This window comes from Vibrio sp. VB16, assembly GCF_015594925.2.
GTDB lineage: Bacteria > Pseudomonadota > Gammaproteobacteria > Enterobacterales > Vibrionaceae > Vibrio.
This window is the reverse complement of sequence record NZ_CP087591.1, coordinates 392,009-412,387: the sequence shown is the minus strand read 5'-3', so window position 1 is coordinate 412,387 and position 20,379 is coordinate 392,009. Positions and strand designations below refer to the sequence as shown.

Here is a 20,379-nt window from a genome sequence, read left to right as displayed (position 1 = left end):
GGAGAACATAATTATCCAGATAACAGTGGCGGAATTTGAATTATTCCGCCAATTTATCCATCAACATGCAGGGATTGCACTTTCACCAGAAAAAAAAGTAATGGTGGGAAGTCGTTTATTAAGTCGCGTGAATTACTATAACTTTGATAGTTATCAACAATATTTTCAATTGGCTACTCACCCTGAAAATACTGAAGAGCTTCTTCTACTAGTTGATATATTAACCACTAATGAAACCTATTTTTTTAGAGAACCGAAACACTTTGAGTATTTTAATAATGAAATACTGACTGACTGGAAAAAGGGGCATTTTAGAGTTTGGAGTGCCGCTAGTTCATCAGGTGAAGAAGCCTACTCGTTGGCGATGTTATTGGCTGAACAATCAGCTGGAAAATCGTGGGATATTTTAGGCACAGATCTTAACCGGAAGGTATTAAGTAAAGCGAGTAAAGGGGTCTACTTTATGGAGCGCTTAGAGCTATTAGAATCATACTTGATGAAAAAATATTGTTTGAAGGGAGTACGCACACAGCAAGGCCAGTTTTGTATTAATGCGGCATTACGTAACAAGGTGAGTTTTCATCGATTAAATTTAATGCAAAATATCCCTCAAAAAGTCGGTAAATTTGATGTCATTTTTTTAAGAAATGTATTGATCTATTTTGATAACAAGACCAAAAAAGAGGTGGTTGAGCGTTTGATTCACAACCTAAAACCAGGCGGACACTTTTTTATAAGCCATTCAGAAACTTTGACTAGAGTCACGGATAAACTTGAAATGATCCAACCCTCTATTTATATAAAAAAATGATTATTCAACCTTTTAAACATACTCGGCGTATCATTATTTCACCGGGTGAGTTTTATATTAGTACTGAACAAGAGGTGATCTCAACATTATTAGGTTCTTGTGTTGCGACTTGTCTATATGACCCTGTCAATAAGGTGATTGGCATGAATCATTTTTTGCTTGCCTATAGGCATAACCAATTTCAACATGTAGTCATTAACTCACAAGCTGGCCGCTATGGGATACATGCGATGGAGTTATTGATAAACGGTATGTTAATGAAAGGTGCGGAAAAAAAACATCTCAAAGCAAAGTGCTTTGGTGGTGGTGATGTTTTACAGTTCAAGGAAGAAGGGTCAGGAATAAAAAGTGTCGGCGCGGTAAATGTAGAGTTTATCCATGAATTTTTACTGTGTGAAAATATTCCATTGGTGAGTTCATCTTTGGGTGGAAAACATGGGATGAATATCCATTTCTTCGGAGACGATTATGCCGTGTATATGAAGAAAATCACCTATTTATCTGAACTTGCTCTACAAAAAGAAGAAGAAGATTATTGGCATAAAAGTATCTCAGAACATGAGCAAGAGAGTCAGCAACTTGCTCATCATAAATGTGAGTTTTGGACATAAAGATGGGAGAGACAAACAATGGATAATATCAATATATTCATCATTGATGACTCTGCTGTCGTTCGGCAAGTATTAACACATGTGCTCACTAATATTAACGGTTTTAATGTGATTGGCTCTGCATCTGACCCTATATTTGCACAAAAAAAACTACCGCTACATTGGCCCGATGTGATTGTATTGGATATCGAGATGCCACGTATGGATGGCATCACTTTTCTAAAAAAATTGATGCATGAAAGGCCCACACCTGTTGTTATTTGTTCAACACTGACCACTAAAGGGGCAAGTGTAGTAATGGACGCGATGAGTGCAGGCGCCGTGGATATAATCACTAAGCCCACCGTGAACTTGAAAGGTTTTTTGGAAGATTCTGCTATCTTAATGCGCGACGCAATTCAAGGTGCTGCTCAAGCAAATATTGGGAGAATAGAAAGCAACTATAGCGCCGTACAGTTAGTGAGTGCGCCGTTACACGAGACAACGGATCGAGTTGTCGCCATTGGTGCATCCACGGGAGGTACACAAGCGATTGAGCATGTTGTTACGCGTTTACCCAAAACATCACCAGGAATTGTGATTGTGCAACATATGCCCGAGGCATTTACCGCTTCGTTTGCACAGCGCCTTAATAGTTTATGTCAGGTCACGGTGTGTGAAGCCAAAAATAATGACCGTGTAATACCTGGTTTGGTATTAATTGCCCCTGGAGGAAAGCATCTGTTATTAAGACGCAATGGCGCACAATATCGTGTCGAGGTGAAAGGTGGCCCTTTAGTGAGTCGTCACCGACCCTCGGTGAATGTTCTGTTTCGTTCGGTAGCCACAGCTGCAGGGCGTAATGCGACAGGTATTATAATGACAGGAATGGGTGATGATGGTGCAAAGGGATTAAAAGAATTACGCGATGCAGGTGGATATACAGCAGCCCAAGATGAACAATCAAGCATTGTGTATGGCATGCCCAAAGAAGCGATAAAGTTGGGTGCTGCGGAGCAAGAGATCGGGTTAGATAAAATTGCGGGGTTTATTGTTAACCCCCACATGGGCATCTCAATGTAAAGTGTCAAACCAGTGAGCAGGGCAAGGTGATAAGTGTGCTGCGTTAGATTATCGTTAGAAGTCTGCAACCCTACAAAAATGCTAGATCAACGAGTAACGTTGATCGTTTCTCTTATTAAACAAACTCAATATTAGCAATTTTACAGACTTGCCCATGGACCAGTATATTACTAATGGTGTCGCTATCTATTATCAAGTTGATCCCTATCTTGCTTGGGCGTTCTAAAAATCGGCCCTGAGATAACGTGAATGATTGTTTACCTGATACCAGTTTGTGTTTAAAGAGAAAAGCTGCGGAAGGACCGGCGGCGCTGCCAGTAGCGATGTCTTCAACATTGCCTTGGTTATCCCAAGTCCGCCCTTCAAAATTATTTATATCAAGAATATAGGCAAACTTTGCACCATGTTTTTCTAACAGTGCTTCAAAATTATTAACCACAATACGAGCATCCTCTATTCCACGGACTATCGGTACGACTAGGTAAGGCAAGCCTGTTGAAATGACTTCGAGAGGATAGGGCGCGATATCCGCCTGTCTTAAACTCATCGCCGTAATAATCTCGTCGAGTTCATCGTTCCTATATTCTTGAATAAAAAAAGGCTTACCTTGATCCATGGTCACTTGATAATAGTCAGCATAGGGTTTTGAAGTCAGTTCCACATGCTGTTGGTTTAATTCTATGTCCCACGTATGAAGGTTATTTGTACCGTACTCTTCATGTAAATGAGCGCCCAACCCGATTAATGGGTGCCCGGCAAAATCGAGCTCCTCATCTACAGTGAAAATATGTGCACGAAAAGACCCATCTTTCGCTCTTTTCGATAGGAATATAGATTCAAATTGCTTCATCTCGCGTGTAAGAACCAACATTTCATGTTTAGTCAATGAGTCAAAATCATAGAAAATAGTGAGACCATTTCCTGTGAGCTTTTTGTGTGCAAAGACATCAACAAGTTTGCATTTCATGAGTCAAACATTCCTTTTTTGAATTGGGGAAAAGGGAGTTATATAATGAGCTTCCAGTGTTAGAACGCTAACCGTGCGAGTTCAAGAGAATAGAGAATGGTTGCAATAGAACTCAACAATGCGCGCAAGTGATTCCACTTTATCCATTTACTGAGGTAATGCAACCATGTCTTGTCTAATGAAATAGAGTGCAAGCTGGTGCCTTCGAGTAAGTTGTTTAGGGGAACATTGCCCCCGATAGTGGAGAAAAAAGTAGTCATAGTCAGCCCTGCTGCAAATATACCCAAGGTACTGTCTGGTAATCCTAAACCAAATAAACTTAAGCCAATGAGCAGCAAGCTTGTGAATGCGGAGCCCATGAATAAGACCAAAAAAGGCGGATTCAAAATGAGGCGGTTTATGCGTTGCATGACTTCAGCAGCTGAAGTTGTCGCCATGCCCGCTAATGCGGGCATTACGGTATTTGAAAAAATAAAGTAAATACCTGCCAACAACCCTGTCGATACCGCTGAAAAAATATAGAGAGCAATGACCAGATGATGTGACATGTTCTGTCTCCGTGTTTAGATATGGCCTGTTTTTGGCAGATTGGCGGCATACACTGAGAAATCGGTCGCAGGTCTTCCAAGAGCTCGTTCAACACCGTCGCATACCGTCGCGTTGCGACCATCGAGTACTTCTTTAAACAAAAAGAGCAACATACCGATCGTCTCTTTTGGAACCTGTTGTAGGGTCAACTGTTCGGTAAAGGTTTCTGTTGATATAGCAAGAAACCGCACTTTTTTGCCAGTAGCTTGTGTTAACTCGTCTGCGACATCAGCAAAGGTCAGCAAGCGTGGACCCGTTACTTCGTATAATTGACCTCTATGCTTGGGATCAGTTAAGGCACTTAAAGCAACATCAGCAATATCATTAGCATCAATAAAGGGTTCGCCAATATTATCTATAGGCAGCGCCATTACACCCGCCTCAACCATGCTATTAAATGCACCTTCATTAAAGTTTTGATTAAACCAACTAGCCCGAATTATCGTCCAATCCATTCCTGAGTCTTGGACAATTTGCTCGCAATGTTGTGCGGCAGGTTCGCCTCTACCAGACAACAAAACGATATGTTCAGTACCTGCGCTTTTTGCTATTTTGCAGAAACGGCGAATGGCTGATGGTGCTTGAGATACCGCAAGGTCTGGGAAATAAGTTAAATAGACAGCCTTGACACCGTGTAGAGCCGCTTCCCACGTCTCTGTGTCGTCCCAGTCAAATGCAGGATGCCCTGAGCGAGAGCCCACTCGTACATTGAGTCTTTTTTCGTGTAAACCTTGTACAACTCGTTTACCTGTCTTACCCGTGCCACCGATGACTAGGATTGGTGCGTTAGATTCATTCATGTTTCTTGCCTCGTTATTTAATTGACGAGTTCAGTGTAATGGAATGAATAGGATGAATGATTGCAATTAATACGCTATTGTTGATTAATCGTACGGAATGAGTGTTTGACTATGGCGGACAACTTAGAATCATTTGCAATACAGAAGGTTAGAAATTCTCAACGGTCTGTAGATAGAAGGACGGGTGACCCACTAGGAGATATCTTTCACCTGCTTAAAATGAATAGCGTATTTTATACCCGTTCAGAGCTCACGGCGCCTTGGGGGATGGAAATGCCGGCGATAGACCAATCGCTCATGTTTCATATTGTAGTCCACGGACATTGCTACGTTGAAGTAGAGGGAGAAAAGACGTCTCTTTCAGAAGGCGATTTCGTTATGGTACCTCATGGTTTGGGTCACTGTATTTTCGACCATGCCACATCCTGTCGTGTTCCCTTATTAGAGTTACCAATAGAATCGTTAAGCGACCACTATGAGGTTCTGTCGTACGGTGGGAAAGGCGAGCAAACCGTGCTGATTTGTGGCGCAGTCAGTTTTGATCATCCAATTGCCTGCAGGTTATTAGCGTTGATGCCCCATTTTATTAAGATTGATACTGGTCAAAGTGACTATCATCACGTTATTCACAGCACCATGTCTATGCTCGCGGAAGAAGCAAAACATGCGAATGTTGGTGGGGAAGCTGTGATTACACGTTTAGCCGACATATTGGTCATACAATCTATTCGAGCGTGGTTAGCGCTATTTGAATCCGATCAGAACAGCTGGTTAGCGGCGCTTCGAGATAAAAGGTTAAGTAAGGCAATGTTAGGTATTCATCATCAACCAGAGGTGAACTGGACTGTTGAATCGCTAGCAAACGAAGCAGGTATGTCGCGCACTACATTTGCGGAACATTTCAAACGGATGGTGGGCGATTCGCCCCTCAATTATCTCACACAATATCGGATGACTTTAGCGAGCCGTCGGCTAATAGGCAGTCGAGAAAGTGTATTAGACATCGCCTTGAGCTTAGGTTATCAATCAGAGGCGGCCTTCAGCAGAGCGTATAAAAAACAGATAGGCGTGCCCCCAAGCACGACTCGAAAATGCGGTAAACCTTAGCCAGATATCATTCAATTAGGTCAACAGCACCCCATGTCAGTTTGCAGGTATCATCACAGATGCCTACTAAGAATACCCCTTCATTTTCCCTCCGCTAGACGTTTTGTCTGGCCTTTTTTATCTTTGGCGCTGAAATCACGAAACGGATGTCGCTTCACAAAATTTCGTGACGTTTGAGCTTTATATGATGTTAATGAATTCAACGGTAAATCAAAGAGATACGAATTTGTATTTAGGTTATTAACGCCATATTAGTTGTTTAGTAGTCCCAATTGAATGAGCTAACTCACGGAGTTGAATTCGCAGTCTCAGCTAGACTTCTCGGACACTTTTATCAACAGGTTTGGAATTTTCATGAATGAAGGTCCGATAATTCTCGAAGGCGTAACATTAATGGCTCTTGGCATGGGTTTCGTTTTCTGCTTCTTAGCCTTATTAGTAGGGGCAACGCGCCTGCTATCTTTCGTTGCTATCAAGCTCCAACCTCCTGCTGCTCCAAACGTCGCGTCGGGAACACGATCTGCGGTCACAACTTCCGATGACACTATGGTTGCTGCTATTACTGCAGCACTTCATCACCATAAGAAAAAAATCAGTCAACAGCTGTAAGAATACAGGGAACTTCTAATGTCCAAAATAGTTAAGCCACTAGGTATTACCGACGTCGTTCTGCGCGATGCACACCAATCACTTTTTGCTACCCGCCTTCGTTTAGACGACATGCTACCCATTGCTTCAAAACTCGATGAGATCGGATATTGGTCTTTAGAATCTTGGGGAGGAGCAACGTTCGACTCATGTATCCGATTCTTAGGGGAAGACCCATGGGAGCGTTTGCGTGAACTTAAAAAAGTGATGCCGAATACCAAACAACAGATGCTTTTCCGAGGGCAGAATATTCTTGGCTATCGTCACTACGCTGATGATGTTGTCGATAAGTTTGTAGAACGTGCCGTGGTTAACGGTATGGATGTTTTTCGTGTATTCGATGCATTGAATGATGTTCGTAATATGCAACAAGCGATTAAAGCGGTGAATCGTCAGGGAGCCCATGCTCAAGGGACTATCTGCTATACAACAAGCCCTGTGCATACAATGCAATCGTGGATAGATGTCGCCGAACAATTGGTTGAGTGTGGTGTTGATTCTATTGCGATTAAAGATATGTCCGGAGTGATGTCGCCTTATGAGGCGTATGAGCTGGTCTCTACTCTGAAGAAGCAGTTGGATGTTGAATTACACCTCCATTGCCATTCAACCGCAGGTATTGCCGATATGACAATGCTTAAGGCTATTGAAGCTGGTGTAGACCGTGTGGATACGGCGATCTCTTCGATGAGTGGTACCTATGGGCATCCAGCAACAGAATCTATCGTTGCGGCACTGAAAGGCACCGAGCGTGATACGGGTCTTGATATCGAAAAACTAGAGAATATTGCGGCTTATTTCCGTGAGGTTCGTAAGAAATACCACGCGTTTGAAGGCCAGATGAAAGGGGCTGATTCTCGTATTCTGGTTGCACAGGTTCCGGGTGGCATGCTCACCAACATGGAAGGGCAACTTAAGCAACAAAACGCGCTTGACCGTATTGATGAAGTGCTAGAAGAGATCCCTCGTGTTCGTAAAGACCTTGGTTATATACCACTGGTTACTCCAACGTCTCAAATTGTCGGTACTCAGGCCGTGATCAACGTGATGATGGGTGAACGCTATAAAAACATCACAAAAGAAACGGCAGGTGTATTAAAAGGTGAGTATGGCCAGACACCAGCACCGATGGATGCATCACTTCAAGCACGAGTGTTAGATGGTGCGAAACCGATAACCTGCCGTCCGGCCGACCTTATAGAACCGGAAGTGTCCACCCTAACAGAATCGGTAAAAGCAAAAGCGAAGGAAAAAGGCATCACACTGGCTGAAAGTGAAATTGATGACGTGTTAACGGTTGCTCTATTTGACCAAGTGGCGTGGAAATTCCTTGAGAATCGTCATAATCCAGAGGCATTTGAACCAGTTCCGACGGTTGCTGATCCAGTACCCAAAGCGGCAACAAAATCGACCACAGATGAAAGTGCAGTATATACCGTTAACGTAAACAACCAAGCTTACGTGGTTCAAATCAACGAAGGGGCAGATCCTGATGTGTTAGCCGTTGCCAACACCGCACCTGTCGCTGGACTCACACCAACCCCTGCTGCACCTTCTGGCAACGCTGAAACAGTATCAGCTCCGCTAGCAGGTAATATCTGGAAGATCCACGTCAAGGTAGGCGAAACGGTAAAAGAAGGTGACGTTATTTTGATTCTAGAAGCGATGAAAATGGAAACGGAAATTAGAGCCGCACGCGGCGGTATCATCGAAAGTGTCACCGTTTCTGAAGGTGATTCCGTTCAGGTTGGCGATGCACTCGTTGCACTAGCATAAGGGCAGGAAATGGACAGCGTTTTAGCTCTAGTAAGAGACTTTGGTTTCCTTCACCTCACTTGGGGTCAGGCAACCATGATTATAGTGGGACTGATACTTCTTTATCTAGCGATAGTTAAGAACTTCGAACCATTGCTTCTTGTGCCAATTGGTATCGGTGGGATTCTTGCAAACCTACCTGAAGCAAACCTTGCCATTAGTGGTATTGAAGCCGCGTTACATGCAGGCAATGCGGAAGTGATGCAGGCGTTTGCTAATATTCTTGGTATGTCTGATACACAACCAAATGTGATCAAAGGCGCATTAGCGATGGCAACGCCAGAGCAAAAAATGCACCTTCACTTAATGGCCGAGCAGTACAAATATTCTGACGGTATGCTTTATACTTTTTATAATGTTTCTATTGCATCAGGTGTCGCTCCTCTGGTTATCTTTATGGGTGTTGGGGCAATGACTGACTTTGGTCCGTTATTGGCAAACCCGAAAACCTTGTTGCTTGGTGCGGCGGCTCAGTTTGGTATTTTTGCTACTGTGCTTGGTGCCTTGGCTCTAAGCCAATTTGGTATCATGGATTTTAGCGTGGCACAGGCGGCGGCTATTGGCATCATTGGTGGTGCAGATGGTCCAACCGCGATTTATGTGTCGAGTTTGTTAGCGCCCGAGTTGCTTGGTGCAATTGCGGTTGCGGCATACTCCTACATGGCGTTGGTTCCAATGATACAACCGCCGATAATGCGAGCATTAACTACGGAGGCGGAACGCAGAATTGAGATGAAGCAACTTCGTCCAATAAGTAAAATAGAGAAGGTATGTTTCCCTCTAATGCTGCTTATTTTGATTGCGATGCTGCTTCCTTCAGCAACGCCTTTATTGGGTATGTTTTGCTTTGGTAACCTGATGCGTGAATGTGGTGTGGTAGAGCGTTTGTCTGACACAGCACAGAATGGACTGATCAATATTGTGACCATTTTCTTAGGCTTATCGGTTGGATCTAAGTTGATGGCAGACAAATTTTTACAGCCTCAAACATTAGGGATTCTTGCGCTTGGTATTGTGGCATTCTGTATCGGAACCGCAGCTGGTTTGCTGATGGCTAAACTAATGAACCGAGTGTTCAAAGATAAGGTTAACCCCTTACTTGGTTCTGCCGGCGTTTCGGCAGTACCGATGGCGGCACGTGTCACCAATAAAATTGGACTAGAAGCGAACCCACAAAACTTCCTTCTTATGCATGCAATGGGCCCCAATGTTGCTGGTGTTATCGGTTCCGCAGTGGCGGCCGGTGTGATGATAAAGTATGTGTTAGGTGGTTAAGCTTAATAGCAAATAAACAATCTATAGCAAATAAACAATCTAATGGAAAAAGGGAGAGCAGTGCTCTCCCTTTTTTTGAGCTTAATTGATCCACTCCATAATTACCGTCATAAAAACCATAAATGATGTTTAACCTGTGCTAAAACTTGATTGCAATCGCCATCTTGTTTCTCTCTTTAGGAAACAATGATGATCTATATAGTGCCTGATTCAGTCGTTATCCAAATTGAACAAGAAATTGAGCGAGATTGTCTATGATTGCAAGTAATTCTATTCGATGGTTATTAGATGACTGTTGTCTATATGAACAGACAGCCAGTGGTAAATTAGAGCTCAATATCTGTGAGTTAGCAGGTAATCTTGCTTACCATGCGATGATGTTAGAAGCACACCTTACACCAAAAGCTGGTTTGGTTGATTGCCTGTCGACAGGCTCGCATTCAGACATGGATATCAACACGTTTATTGCTAGTTCAAATGCGTTAAGATCATTCATGAAAAAGTTTGTTCGAACCGGATATGACAATCATCACCTTCCCGCAAGTCAACTTTTGCCTCGCTTACGTCGAGTTGGTATTGAGGCAGAGAGGGCCATGTTTAACGCAACGGATGGTGTCAATACCCATAAAGGGATGATATTCACGCTTGGTTTGATCTGTGGTGCCGTTGGTTGGTTGCATAAGAAGGGCATTGCCTATGATGCGATCCATATTCGAAGTGTCATCATGGAATGTTGCGCCAGTTTAGTGAAAGATGACTTAAAGGAATCCGCTAAGATGCCTGCTACAGCAGGGGAAAGGTTATTTAGAGAGCACGGCTTGACCGGTATTCGGGGTGAAGCTGCGTACGGATACCCGACTATTTTTCAATACGGTTTACCCATTTACGAACGGTGCATTTCTGACGGAAAATCCGAAGAACAAGCGATGTCAAAAACACTATTGTCACTAATGGCGAATAATAGTGATACGAATCTAGTCAATAGAGGCGGTTTACAAGGCTTAACATTCGTTCAGGAACAGTCGAGAGATATGCTCGTAGCGTTTGATAGCAATCATCTTGATTATGAGAAGGTGATATTGGCGTTCGATGAGAAACTCGTCGATCTGAATCTAAGTCCTGGAGGAAGTGCAGACTTACTTGCTGCCACATGGTTGCTTGCGCAGCTCAATATATGTTCTGACGCAAACCCATAGGACCCAATGTAACGGGTTATTAATGAATTTTATTTATCACACTCGGTGAATTAGTGTGATAAATAGAGTTCATATGTTTTATATTATCTTCGATTTTCCCTGTAGCCTTCGTTATGGGGACTTTTTTTATTTAAGGGAAACCATGACTTCAAGTATATGTATCGGCATTATCGGTAATTATTTTGGCCATCTAAGTGGTGCGGAAAATGTGCAAGAACATCCATTGCCGAATGGCATTTTTGTCATCAATAAAGATCACGAAGAGACGCTAACCAGCAATGGACACGTGATGTACCCAAAAGCAGGGTCTAATGTTGATATTGAACCAGAATTCGTCATCAAATTTAAAGTGGCTTACCAAAATGGACGCATTGTCGATTTACAGCCGTTACAAATAACGATTGGTAATGATTTCACCATTCGAAAATTAGAAGGCTCACAGAAGATCTCCCAACGTAAAGCCTGGGGAGAAAAGTCAAAAGGGATCAATCAACTTTGGTGGGACATGAAACCCTTTACACCAGAGAATTACGGAAAAAACTTAAAACTGGTGTCATACATAGAACGTGAGGGCGAGTTCCACTGCGCAACGCCATTGGTTGATTGTTCTGATACGAAGGTTTTTTGCTCGGATCTAGTCACATGGATCGTGGAGCAAATTAACAATCAAAAAAATGAAGGGATGTATGAAGAAATATTGCCTTCAATCATTGAGAATAATTATCCTGAGGAATTGGTTTTATATACTGGCGCACCAAACTACTCAAAGTGGGGTACGGATAACTTTATTAAGGTGGGTGATAAAGTGCATATCGCGGCTTGCGACGCCGAGGTTTTGGATGAAAATGACATTAAAGCGCACTTCAAATCTGGTGAGTTAGTTAATAACCAGAATGTAATGACGTTTACACAAGAAATTATTTAGGCGTTGTTCTGAAAAAAAAAGAGCAATGAAAATAGTTCATTGCTCTGTCCCAATAAAATCCCTACAAGCACAGTTCCGCTGGCACGATATCAACTCTCTCGTCTATCTCGAGTTGACTTTGATAGCCATAACTATGTTCTTTGCACAAAGGAACAACAAAAAGTTTTTCTGAAGTCGGTGTTCTATGTTTGACTAAAACACCATGGTCATGTTTTTCAGTACAATTGACTTCAGAACAATAACAATAATCTTGTGTAGAAAAATGTTTCCAATATTTTAGCCAATGATTTCTAGCTTCTTCGGTAACAGTATCATCTGATATGTTGGTAACGATCATATTTATTATCTCGCGGCTGTGGAACGAGAGCAATGTTATATATTATATCCGAATCAATCTTTGAACTTCGACACACCAATAAACGGAGTTAAAGTATTTAGTGGTGTTATTGATTTAAACGTAAAATTTATTTAGAAAATTAACACGTACTCCTAAAAACTTATTTTGATAATATAATGTCAATTTATTATTTCAGTTGATGGATGTCGATATGTACAGTTATATTAATGTGTTTTTTTTGATTTCTGCGTTTGAATGCCTGAATTGTGTCTGTTTTCCATTGGCCCAGTTTTAATAAATCATTGTAATGTATGGGTATTGTTTCTTTAAATTCATTTACGCCATTTGTAACATTAAAGAACTACTTTTAAGAGTTTTAAATCACATAACCATTTCTCCTTATATTTAATAATGTTGTTATCAATTAATGATTGATGACAAATTCTCATACTAGCAATTTAGAATGAATACTAATAAATACTAATAAATATTATAGGTAATTCAATGAACATGAAACTCAAAAACGTGATGATGGGTGCTGCTATGGCTTCTATCGCTACAATGCCTCTAAGCAATGCTATTGCTAAAGATTATCCACCAAGAACTATTTCTATGGTTGCACCTTCTGGCGCTGGTGGCGGTTGGGATTTAACGATTCGTACTGTTGCAAAAACACTGAAAGATACCGGTCTTGTTGAATCTAACATGCCTGTTACTAACCGTCCTGGTGGCGGTGGTGCAGTCAACCTTGCTTACATGCAAACCAAAAAGAGCAGTGACAAACTTATTTCAGTTTATTCTCCTCCTATTTTGCTTACAAATCTTACGGGTGCAAGTAAGTACAGCTACCAAGATACAACACCATTAGCTCGTTTAATTACGGACTATGGCGCATTTGTGGTTTCTAAAGACTCTAAGTACACATCTATTAATGAAATAATGGAAGCACTGACGAAAGACCCTAAATCAGTGAAAATTGGTGGTACTTCTTCTGCTGGCTCAATGGATCATATCCAGTTTTTGATTATTGCTAAAGCGGCAGGTGTTCCTAACCTAAGCCAAATCGACTATATCTCATTCCAAGATGGTGGTGCGGTTGCTCAAGTTCTTGGTGGCCACGTTGACCTAATCTCAACTGGTCTTGGCGATGTAACTTCTCTTGTTAAAAGCGGTGATTTGCGTGCTTTAGCACATACGGCTGACAAACGCATTGGTGAAGGTTTGGTTGCAGAAATCCCTACAGTAAAAGAACAAGGGATTGATGCAACGTTTGAAAACTGGCGTGGACTGTTCGGGCCTAAAGATATGCCTGAATATGCGGTAACTTTCTGGAACAAGACATTGAAAGATATGGTTGCTACTCCAGAGTGGGCTGAAGCTCGTTCACGTAATGGTTGGGATGATGCTTATCAAAATGGCGAAGAATTCACTAAGTTCCTTGCTACAACGAACGAGCAGTACAAAGCTATCCTTGCAGAAATTTTTGCAAAGTAATTGATTAGTTATACGAAAATAAGAGGGAAGGTGACTTCCCTCTTCATTGTGTCATTTATCAATGTTCCTCCTAGAACTCCTAACATAAGGTTATTCCATGAATAGCAAGAATGTTCGCCCAAATTGGGACGCATTTACGGGTTTATTTAGCGTAGCATTCGGTCTGATATATGGCGGTCAAGCCTATACGATGCCAAGAGCGATGTTTGGTAACCCAATGGACCCAATTTATTTTCCATTAGGCATTGCAACTTTAGCAATTTTAATCGGTGTGTTATTGCTGGTTAAAAGCAACTTTAAAGCATCAATAATGGCTTTCACAAATATTATCAATGAAGACTCGGTCAAAAAAAATGATCGGAAAAGAATTTTTTACACTTGTATAATTTCTGTCGCATATGCTTTGTTATTTGAACATTTAGGTTATGTAATCAGTACATTCCTGTTTATGTCAGCCATGTTGACTATTACAAGTGGGCGCAGTGGTTGGAAAATGAGCATAGTAGTGGCATTGGTTTTCTCAGTAGCAATATTTTTTATATTCAACACTTTGCTCGCTGTAAGTCTCCCACCTCTGCCATTTATGGAATAAGGCGATAATCATGACTGATGTATTTGCGAACTTAATAAATGGTTTTGGCATCGCGCTACAACCATATCATTTACTACTTGTTACCGTTGGTGGCGTTTTAGGTACCATCGTAGGTATGCTTCCGGGCTTAGGCCCTGCAACCGGTGTAGCAGTGTTACTGCCACTGACTTTTGCTATGGGGCCTACAGCAGCACTCATTACCATGACTGGTGTTTACATCGGTGCGATGTTTGGTGGGTCTCGTAGTTCAATTTTAATAAATACCCCGGGGGATGGTGCGGCCCTTGCTGCAACTTTCGACGGTTACCCAATGGCGATGCAAGGTCGAGCAGAATCTGCATTAGCAATTTCCGCAATTGCCTCGTTAATAGGCGGCACAATAGCGGCCGTATTGATGACGCTTTTAGCTGAACCAGTTGCGGGCTTTGCCTTAAAATTTGGACCTGCAGAATACTTTCTGTTAATGGTTGCTGCGTTGTCAATGACAGCATCTATGTCTAAAAATAACATGTTGAAAGGATTCCTTTCAATGGTGGTAGGCTTAGCGATAGCGACAATTGGTATCGATGCACAGTCTGGACTTGACCGTTTTACATACGGCAGTTTAGAGTTGCAAACTGGCGTGGATTTCCTTGTTGTAATTATCGGTATCTATGCAATGGGAGAGGTGTTTAAGAGCTTCCGTTCATTGAGCGACGGAACCAAAAAAGCACAGACTAAATTCAAAAGAATTTGGATTAGTGGTGATGATTGGAAGCGTTCTAAATGGCCTATCCTGCGCAGTGCCCCAGTGGGTTTCATTATTGGTTCACTTCCTGGAGCTGGCGGTACAATGGCTTCACTTATGTGCTACAACAATGAAAAACAGTTGTCGAAAAACAGTGAAGAGTTTGGTAACGGTGCGATTGAAGGCCTTGCTGCACCAGAATCTGCGAATAACGCAGCATCCATTGGTGCAATGATCCCTATGTTAACATTGGGGGTTCCTGGTTCAGGTACCACGGCAGTAATGATGGGCGCATTGTTAATGCTCGGTATTCAGCCTGGTCCGCTATTGTTTACTCAGTATCCAGATACAGCTTGGGGCTTAATTGCGTCAATGTTTGTAGCGAACTTCATTTTAGCGATTGTAAATATACCGTTGGCAGGTGTTTTAGTGAGAGTGCTTGCTATACCACCTAAGGTTCTGTACCCGATTGTTCTTGGTCTTGCTTTTGTAGGCTGTTATGCAATCAGTAGTTCGGTGATGGATTTCTATATTCTGACTATATTGGGTGTTGCTGGAGTTGTCATGAAGCGTGCAGATATTCCTACTGCACCTATGATTCTTGCTGTCATCGTTGGTGGCACTATGGAACAGTCATTCCGTCAGGCTTACCGGATAGCGAACCAAGATGTATCAATATTTGTGGGTTCTTCTGTATCACAAGGACTGATATTAATTACTATCTTGTCCGTTGTTTTGCCAATCTTAGGTATGATGAGAAAACGTAAGAAAGAAGCAATCGCTTAATATAAAAGTGATTAACAACGGTGCAATCTATTAGATTCGCACCGTTTTTTTAATTTATATATATCTACCAATATTATTGGAATAAATTCATTTACGCCATTTAAATATTATTAACTAAATTCAGTTATGATTTAAATCATGATATTAATGCCGCATATAAACGATACTTAACAAGTTATTAAGTAGTAGGAAAAGTCAGTGGACTTCGCTTTCAATTTTATTCGTGTGAGCACGAAAAACAACCAAAAATTAGAAAAGGTAAAATCCTTTCTAGACAAAATGGGATTGGGTGTTGATTCCGATGTCGAAATGTTTGTGGTTGCTTTAAACAATGAGCGAGTAGTCGCAACCGGTGGTTTGGCTGGAAATACGCTTAAGTCGATAGCCGTTGATGACCGCTATCAAGGCTATGGGTTATCGACACAATTACTGACCGAACTGGTGACATATGCCTATGATATTGGGCGTTTTAATCTGTTTATTTACACTAAACCAGAAAATTATCAGATGTTTCATAAAGCAGGGTTTTATAAACTTACGTCAGTAAAGGATAGGGTGGTTTTACTCGAAAACAGCAAAACCAGGCTTAAAAATTACTGCAATAAACTGGCCTTATTGAAACGTTCAGGGGATAAAATTGGCAGTATCGTAATGAATGCCAATCCCTTTACTTACGGCCATCGTTACTTGGTTGAACAAGCTTCTCAGCAATGCGACTGGGTTCATGTATTTGTAGTTAAAGAAGACCGATCTTTTTTCACCTATGAAGATAGGTTGAATATGATCCGTGAAGGGGTAAAAGAGTTCCCTAATGTCATTATCCATCCTGGGTCAGATTACATCATTTCTAGAGCAACATTTCCAAGCTACTTTTTAAAAGATGACGGGGTGATTAACTATTGTCATACTGCGGTCGACCTGCAAATGTTCAGAGGATATATCGCTCCGTCCCTTGGTATCACCCACCGCTTTGTCGGTACGGAACCTATCTGTGCTGTGACACGTTTCTATAACCAGCAAATGCACCAATGGCTAACGACACCAACACTTGAGTGTGAGCCAGTAAATTTAGTTGAGTTTCCTCGTTGTGAGAAAGAAGATCAGCCTATCTCTGCCTCTTTGGTAAGGCATCTGTTATTCAATAATCAATGGGATGACTTGAAAAAACTTGTCCCACTCACGACCTACAACTATGTTAAAAACCTTTTTAGCAAAGAAAGTGAAGTGTACGAACTGAGGTGTAAAGAGGCGAGAGTTGCTCCGATTCAATACGAGGCAACGGTGCTGTAAATTTTATTGTTGAATCAAATACCCTAGAAAAATCAACTTGCTAATCACACGTTATCAAAGTGCTTGGTACGTGTGTTTAGCATGAGGAAAGCCACTATGAAATAACCATAAACGTTTCTAATATCTGTTTGATTTTGAGGTCCAAGTCAGCAAGGCTGTGCTGATGTTTTTTAGCACATTCAGGTGCAGGACAGTCACAAATTATGCACTTACGAGCCGAGAGTTCACACGAGCCCCTAGAGATAGTTTTGCCCTCGCGATTCATAACATTTAGATCCATTAACTGGCCTAAAGGATGTGTATTTTCAATGGCCATCATGAATTTTTTAAGTTCACTTGCTGAACGACATTGAACCGCTAGATATCGCTCTTCACCGACATTACTTTTGTGCTCGTCGTTACCGATGCAAGTAAACTCGTGTTGTGACAATACGTCTTTGACCGATAAGTAGGCTTGCTCGATGATCTCATTGACATACATATTACAGCGAAGCTCTTTGGGCATGTGAGCCTTTATCGTGATGAGTGGTGTTGCATACTTTTTAATTAGTTGCTGTTGTTTTTTAGCTCTGGTTTCTTTACAAAGAAAAGAGTCATATAGGGATACGCTGGTGCTCATTTACTGTCCTCCATAATCAATATGAATAAGACAATAACAGAACAATGCTCTTTTACTTTGAGAGTTAATGCATATATATAAAGCGAAAGAGCTTTAAATGGTTTTAATGAATTTAATTATTGTCGTTTAAATTAATTTAAGATATCTAATATAAATTGACGTCTAATTGAATGTCAAATTCATTGTTGTTAGTTTAATATAAGTAATGTTGATTTTATTATTGAGTATAAATATGTGACCTATGACTAACTATTGGTCTTATTTATAACTGTAAGCAATTATTTGTTGATTAAAATGCCAATAACAAATACCGTTTATCGTTAGGTTTTTGTCTTCGTTTGAAGGTGTAAAGATATTATGGAAAGTAGGACTGCGCGTTTGAAAGAGAGACTAAAAATAGGCATGTCCTTTAAAGGGCGCGTATTCGTGCTTATTTTGGGCCTCTTAATGCTACAAGCCGTCATCATGGGGTTCAATTTTCATAATGCACTAATCGATACGCTGCATCATCAAGTGGGTACTAGAGCGCTCATTCAAGCACAGGAAATTGCGAGTGACCCTGAACTGATACAAGAAGTTCGCATCAAAAATGTCCCAGCAGTAGAACATGTGATCGACAGGTTGCATGGGATATCAGACGCAAGCTTTATCGTCGTAGGTGACGAGAAAGGCATACGACTGTCTCATCCTGTAAAAGAACGAATTGGACTGCCTATGAAGGGTGGGGACAATGCGGGTGCTTTGGAAAGGGGAGAGTCGTATATTTCGGTTCGAGAAGGCAGCCTTGGGTATGGAGTACGAGGTAAAGCGCCAGTTATTGACTTTGATGGTCAAATAATTGGTGTTGTGTCTGTAGGTTATTTACTCAACCGATTTGAACAATGGTTTTTATTTTATAGCCAACCGCTTATCATAGAGATCGCGATCATACTGTTCTTAACCATGGTCGGGGCATGGACCTTTTCGTCTCATATCAAAAAGAAAATGAATGGAATGGAGCCGTCTGAAATTGCATTAGCCTTGCATCTACAAAAATCGATCCTAAGTTCTGTTTACGAGGGTGTCATTGCGATAGATAAGGCAGGATACATTTTAGCTGTTAATAATACGGCTAGAGAACTGCTCGGAACCGAAAGAGAGATTAAGTATCTAAAAACTCGCCAAATTATTGAATTTGTATCTCAAACACAGTTTTTCTTTCAAACCCCATTTGATAAAAATATAAAAGATGAAATTGTGTCGATCAACGGAAAGACATTGATAGCGAATAGAGTGGCCATTTTTGATGGAGACATTTTGAGTGGCTGGGTCATTAGTTTCCGACATAAAAATGATATCAATTCACTGACAGCAGAGCTAAGCCAAATAAAACTATATACCGAAAATTTACATGTAATGCGCCATGAGCATGCCAATAAACTGTCGACGATCGGTGGTTTGATTGGGATTGGTGATAGTGCCGCCGCACTGAGGCTTATCAATCATGAGAGCAACATGAAGCAGCAACTGATAGACTTTATCAGCACGAGAATTCAGTGTCGTCAGGTTGCCGGTATATTACTTGGGAAGTACTCTAGAGCTCGGGAGTTAGGGTTAGAACTCGAGTTTGATCCTACCTGCCAGTTATATCATTTGAATGAAAGAATAGAGCCTGATGAGCTCTCTGCAATCATAGGTAATTTAATTGATAATGCTTATGAAGCCACGCTCAATAATCCAGAAAGTAATAAAAAAGTATCGTTGCTCATCACGGATGCAAGCCATGAATTAGTGATAGAGGTAGCGGATAACGGTTGCGGGATCCCTGCTGAACTAGCCGCAGACATATTTAACCGCGGAGTAACGAGTAAAATGGATAGCGATGGTCACGGAATTGGACTTTACTTAATTAACCGTTACGTCACAAATGCAGGTGGGGTAATCTTAGTGGACAACGCCGAACCGAAAGGTTCAATATTCTCAATTTTTATACCAAATAGTGATGACAAATAATGAATATCATTGATGTGTTGATTGTCGAAGATGAATCAGCAATTGCTGAATTACATGCGCAATTTTTAAGGCAAACTCAACGATTTCGACCAATTGGAATCGCCTCGAATTTAAATATGGCTAGAACCATGATTAAGGTTCAAAAGCCAAAGTTAATTATCCTCGACAATTACCTACCGGATGGCAAAGGTACGGAGCTACTGAGGGAAATTGCCGCGGATAAAAGTGCCGACAAAGTAGACGTTATTTTAGTGACGGCGTCTAGCGAAATGGAGACAGTCAAAGAGGCGATGCACTGTGGTTGTTTTGACTACATATTAAAGCCAGTCGCATACGACCGATTGCAAGATACGCTGGATAGGTACTTAAAATTTACCAGCGCAATAAACGCCTTTGATAATATCAGTCAAAGACATGTTGATGATCTATTTAATATTCAAGCGCGAGATAAAACGACGGGTTCATTACCGAAAGGCATCGGTGATCTAACACTTGATAAGATTAAGCAGGTGTTTTTGCAGAATATTGGTGTCAAATATACAGCCGAAAGTTTAGGTGGCGAGGTTGGCATAAGTAAAACTACAGCCAGACGCTATTTGGAGTTTTGTTCCGCGAGTGGTTTTTTGATTGCTGAAAATGAACATGGTCGAGTTGGACGTCCTGAACGAGTCTATGTAAAAACTAGTTAGGTAATAGGTCAAAATTCCCTCGTTATTTTAGGATGATATCGCTTTTTA

The 20,379-nt window shown here is 41.3% G+C and carries 20 protein-coding genes; 15 read left to right on the top strand and 5 right to left on the bottom strand.

Annotation, left to right across the window (positions count from 1 at the left end):
* The first annotated feature begins 25 nt into the window (after positions 1-25).
* From IUZ65_RS18460 to IUZ65_RS18450, 3 genes are all read left to right on the top strand, one after another.
* Positions 26-811 (top strand): CheR family methyltransferase, encoded by a 786-nt coding sequence (locus tag IUZ65_RS18460; RefSeq protein ID WP_231363625.1) that lies wholly within the window; start codon positions 26-28, stop codon positions 809-811.
* A 143-nt stretch (positions 812-954) separates the two neighbouring features.
* Positions 955-1,422, top strand: a complete 468-nt coding sequence (locus IUZ65_RS18455) for a chemotaxis protein CheD (RefSeq protein ID WP_229638240.1) — start codon at positions 955-957, stop codon at positions 1,420-1,422.
* 18 nt (positions 1,423-1,440) lie between these two features.
* Positions 1,441-2,484, top strand: a complete 1,044-nt coding sequence (locus tag IUZ65_RS18450; protein WP_195705497.1) for a protein-glutamate methylesterase/protein-glutamine glutaminase — start codon at positions 1,441-1,443, stop codon at positions 2,482-2,484.
* Positions 2,485-2,599: 115 nt separating this feature from the next.
* On the opposite strand, the gene IUZ65_RS18445 is transcribed toward IUZ65_RS18450, so the two are convergent.
* From IUZ65_RS18445 to IUZ65_RS18435, 3 genes are read right to left on the bottom strand one after another with little or no spacing between them, the layout of a single operon-like run.
* Positions 2,600-3,451 (bottom strand): PhzF family phenazine biosynthesis protein, encoded by an 852-nt coding sequence (locus tag IUZ65_RS18445; protein ID WP_195705496.1) that lies wholly within the window; start codon positions 3,449-3,451, stop codon positions 2,600-2,602.
* Between the two features lie 59 nt (positions 3,452-3,510).
* Complete coding sequence (locus IUZ65_RS18440; protein WP_195705495.1) at positions 3,511-3,999, bottom strand: anthrone oxygenase family protein; 489 nt, start codon at positions 3,997-3,999, stop codon at positions 3,511-3,513.
* 15 nt (positions 4,000-4,014) lie between these two features.
* Entirely contained in the window at positions 4,015-4,839 is an 825-nt protein-coding gene (locus tag IUZ65_RS18435; protein WP_195705494.1) for an NAD(P)H-binding protein, read from the bottom strand.
* 111 nt (positions 4,840-4,950) lie between these two features.
* Between IUZ65_RS18435 and IUZ65_RS18430 the strand changes: the two genes are divergently transcribed.
* From IUZ65_RS18430 to IUZ65_RS18405, 6 genes are all read left to right on the top strand, one after another.
* Positions 4,951-5,946 (top strand): AraC family transcriptional regulator, encoded by a 996-nt coding sequence (locus IUZ65_RS18430; RefSeq protein ID WP_195705493.1) that lies wholly within the window; start codon positions 4,951-4,953, stop codon positions 5,944-5,946.
* A 354-nt stretch (positions 5,947-6,300) separates the two neighbouring features.
* Positions 6,301-6,555: an OadG family protein gene (locus IUZ65_RS18425; protein WP_195705492.1), complete on the top strand. Its 255-nt coding sequence runs from the start codon at positions 6,301-6,303 to the stop codon at positions 6,553-6,555.
* Between the two features lie 18 nt (positions 6,556-6,573).
* Entirely contained in the window at positions 6,574-8,370 is a 1,797-nt protein-coding gene (gene oadA / locus IUZ65_RS18420) for a sodium-extruding oxaloacetate decarboxylase subunit alpha (RefSeq protein ID WP_195705491.1), read from the top strand.
* 9 nt (positions 8,371-8,379) lie between these two features.
* Positions 8,380-9,684 (top strand): sodium ion-translocating decarboxylase subunit beta, encoded by a 1,305-nt coding sequence (locus IUZ65_RS18415; protein ID WP_195705490.1) that lies wholly within the window; start codon positions 8,380-8,382, stop codon positions 9,682-9,684.
* A gap of 254 nt (positions 9,685-9,938) precedes the next feature.
* Positions 9,939-10,880, top strand: coding sequence for a triphosphoribosyl-dephospho-CoA synthase CitG (gene citG, locus IUZ65_RS18410; RefSeq protein ID WP_195705489.1), 942 nt, complete (start codon positions 9,939-9,941; stop codon positions 10,878-10,880).
* Between the two features lie 142 nt (positions 10,881-11,022).
* Positions 11,023-11,805: a DUF5718 family protein gene (locus IUZ65_RS18405; RefSeq protein ID WP_195705488.1), complete on the top strand. Its 783-nt coding sequence runs from the start codon at positions 11,023-11,025 to the stop codon at positions 11,803-11,805.
* A 61-nt stretch (positions 11,806-11,866) separates the two neighbouring features.
* Here the strand turns inward: IUZ65_RS18405 and IUZ65_RS18400 are convergent, their stop codons facing one another.
* The gene (locus IUZ65_RS18400) at positions 11,867-12,142 is read right to left on the bottom strand and encodes a hypothetical protein (protein WP_195705487.1); all 276 of its coding nucleotides are present in this window, start codon (positions 12,140-12,142) and stop codon (positions 11,867-11,869) included.
* 504 nt (positions 12,143-12,646) lie between these two features.
* Here IUZ65_RS18400 and IUZ65_RS18395 point away from each other — a divergent pair.
* The 4 genes from IUZ65_RS18395 (at position 12,647) to citC (ending at position 17,031) form a co-directional block, all read left to right on the top strand.
* Positions 12,647-13,636, top strand: coding sequence for a Bug family tripartite tricarboxylate transporter substrate binding protein (locus IUZ65_RS18395; RefSeq protein ID WP_195705486.1), 990 nt, complete (start codon positions 12,647-12,649; stop codon positions 13,634-13,636).
* A gap of 97 nt (positions 13,637-13,733) precedes the next feature.
* On the top strand, positions 13,734-14,228 hold the full coding sequence (locus IUZ65_RS18390) for a tripartite tricarboxylate transporter TctB family protein (RefSeq protein ID WP_195705485.1): 495 nt from the start codon (positions 13,734-13,736) through the stop codon (positions 14,226-14,228).
* 10 nt (positions 14,229-14,238) lie between these two features.
* On the top strand, positions 14,239-15,741 hold the full coding sequence (locus IUZ65_RS18385) for a tripartite tricarboxylate transporter permease (RefSeq protein ID WP_195705484.1): 1,503 nt from the start codon (positions 14,239-14,241) through the stop codon (positions 15,739-15,741).
* A gap of 198 nt (positions 15,742-15,939) precedes the next feature.
* Entirely contained in the window at positions 15,940-17,031 is a 1,092-nt protein-coding gene (citC, locus tag IUZ65_RS18380) for a [citrate (pro-3S)-lyase] ligase (RefSeq protein WP_195705483.1), read from the top strand.
* 94 nt (positions 17,032-17,125) lie between these two features.
* Here the strand turns inward: citC and citX are convergent, their stop codons facing one another.
* Positions 17,126-17,650, bottom strand: a complete 525-nt coding sequence (gene citX, locus IUZ65_RS18375) for a citrate lyase holo-[acyl-carrier protein] synthase (RefSeq protein WP_195705482.1) — start codon at positions 17,648-17,650, stop codon at positions 17,126-17,128.
* 357 nt (positions 17,651-18,007) lie between these two features.
* Here citX and IUZ65_RS18370 point away from each other — a divergent pair, with 357 nt between their 5' ends.
* Together IUZ65_RS18370 and IUZ65_RS18365 are read left to right on the top strand one after the other, a co-directional pair.
* A complete protein-coding gene (locus IUZ65_RS18370; RefSeq protein ID WP_195705481.1) occupies positions 18,008-19,642 on the top strand; it encodes an ATP-binding protein in 1,635 nt (544 codons plus the stop codon).
* Positions 19,639-20,331: a response regulator gene (locus tag IUZ65_RS18365; protein ID WP_195706428.1), complete on the top strand. Its 693-nt coding sequence runs from the start codon at positions 19,639-19,641 to the stop codon at positions 20,329-20,331. The genes IUZ65_RS18370 and IUZ65_RS18365 overlap by 4 nt, the downstream gene beginning before the upstream one ends.
* The last annotated feature ends 48 nt before the right edge of the window (positions 20,332-20,379 follow it).

Excerpts from the sequence above, each read along its gene's own strand:
- IUZ65_RS18455 (WP_229638240.1), top strand. The coding sequence starts at position 955 with ATGAATCATTTTTTGCTTGCCTATAGGCATAACCAATTTCAACATGTA.
- IUZ65_RS18450 (WP_195705497.1), top strand. The coding sequence starts at position 1,441 with ATGGATAATATCAATATATTCATCATTGATGACTCTGCTGTCGTTCGG.
- IUZ65_RS18445 (WP_195705496.1), bottom strand. The coding sequence starts at position 3,451 with ATGAAATGCAAACTTGTTGATGTCTTTGCACACAAAAAGCTCACAGGA.
- IUZ65_RS18440 (WP_195705495.1), bottom strand. The coding sequence starts at position 3,999 with ATGTCACATCATCTGGTCATTGCTCTCTATATTTTTTCAGCGGTATCG.
- IUZ65_RS18435 (WP_195705494.1), bottom strand. The coding sequence starts at position 4,839 with ATGAATGAATCTAACGCACCAATCCTAGTCATCGGTGGCACGGGTAAG.
- IUZ65_RS18430 (WP_195705493.1), top strand. The coding sequence starts at position 4,951 with ATGGCGGACAACTTAGAATCATTTGCAATACAGAAGGTTAGAAATTCT.
- IUZ65_RS18425 (WP_195705492.1), top strand. The coding sequence starts at position 6,301 with ATGAATGAAGGTCCGATAATTCTCGAAGGCGTAACATTAATGGCTCTT.
- oadA (WP_195705491.1), top strand. The coding sequence starts at position 6,574 with ATGTCCAAAATAGTTAAGCCACTAGGTATTACCGACGTCGTTCTGCGC.
- IUZ65_RS18415 (WP_195705490.1), top strand. The coding sequence starts at position 8,380 with ATGGACAGCGTTTTAGCTCTAGTAAGAGACTTTGGTTTCCTTCACCTC.
- citG (WP_195705489.1), top strand. The coding sequence starts at position 9,939 with ATGATTGCAAGTAATTCTATTCGATGGTTATTAGATGACTGTTGTCTA.
- IUZ65_RS18405 (WP_195705488.1), top strand. The coding sequence starts at position 11,023 with ATGACTTCAAGTATATGTATCGGCATTATCGGTAATTATTTTGGCCAT.
- IUZ65_RS18400 (WP_195705487.1), bottom strand. The coding sequence starts at position 12,142 with ATGATCGTTACCAACATATCAGATGATACTGTTACCGAAGAAGCTAGA.
- IUZ65_RS18395 (WP_195705486.1), top strand. The coding sequence starts at position 12,647 with ATGAACATGAAACTCAAAAACGTGATGATGGGTGCTGCTATGGCTTCT.
- IUZ65_RS18390 (WP_195705485.1), top strand. The coding sequence starts at position 13,734 with ATGAATAGCAAGAATGTTCGCCCAAATTGGGACGCATTTACGGGTTTA.
- IUZ65_RS18385 (WP_195705484.1), top strand. The coding sequence starts at position 14,239 with ATGACTGATGTATTTGCGAACTTAATAAATGGTTTTGGCATCGCGCTA.
- citX (WP_195705482.1), bottom strand. The coding sequence starts at position 17,650 with ATGAGCACCAGCGTATCCCTATATGACTCTTTTCTTTGTAAAGAAACC.
- IUZ65_RS18370 (WP_195705481.1), top strand. The coding sequence starts at position 18,008 with ATGGAAAGTAGGACTGCGCGTTTGAAAGAGAGACTAAAAATAGGCATG.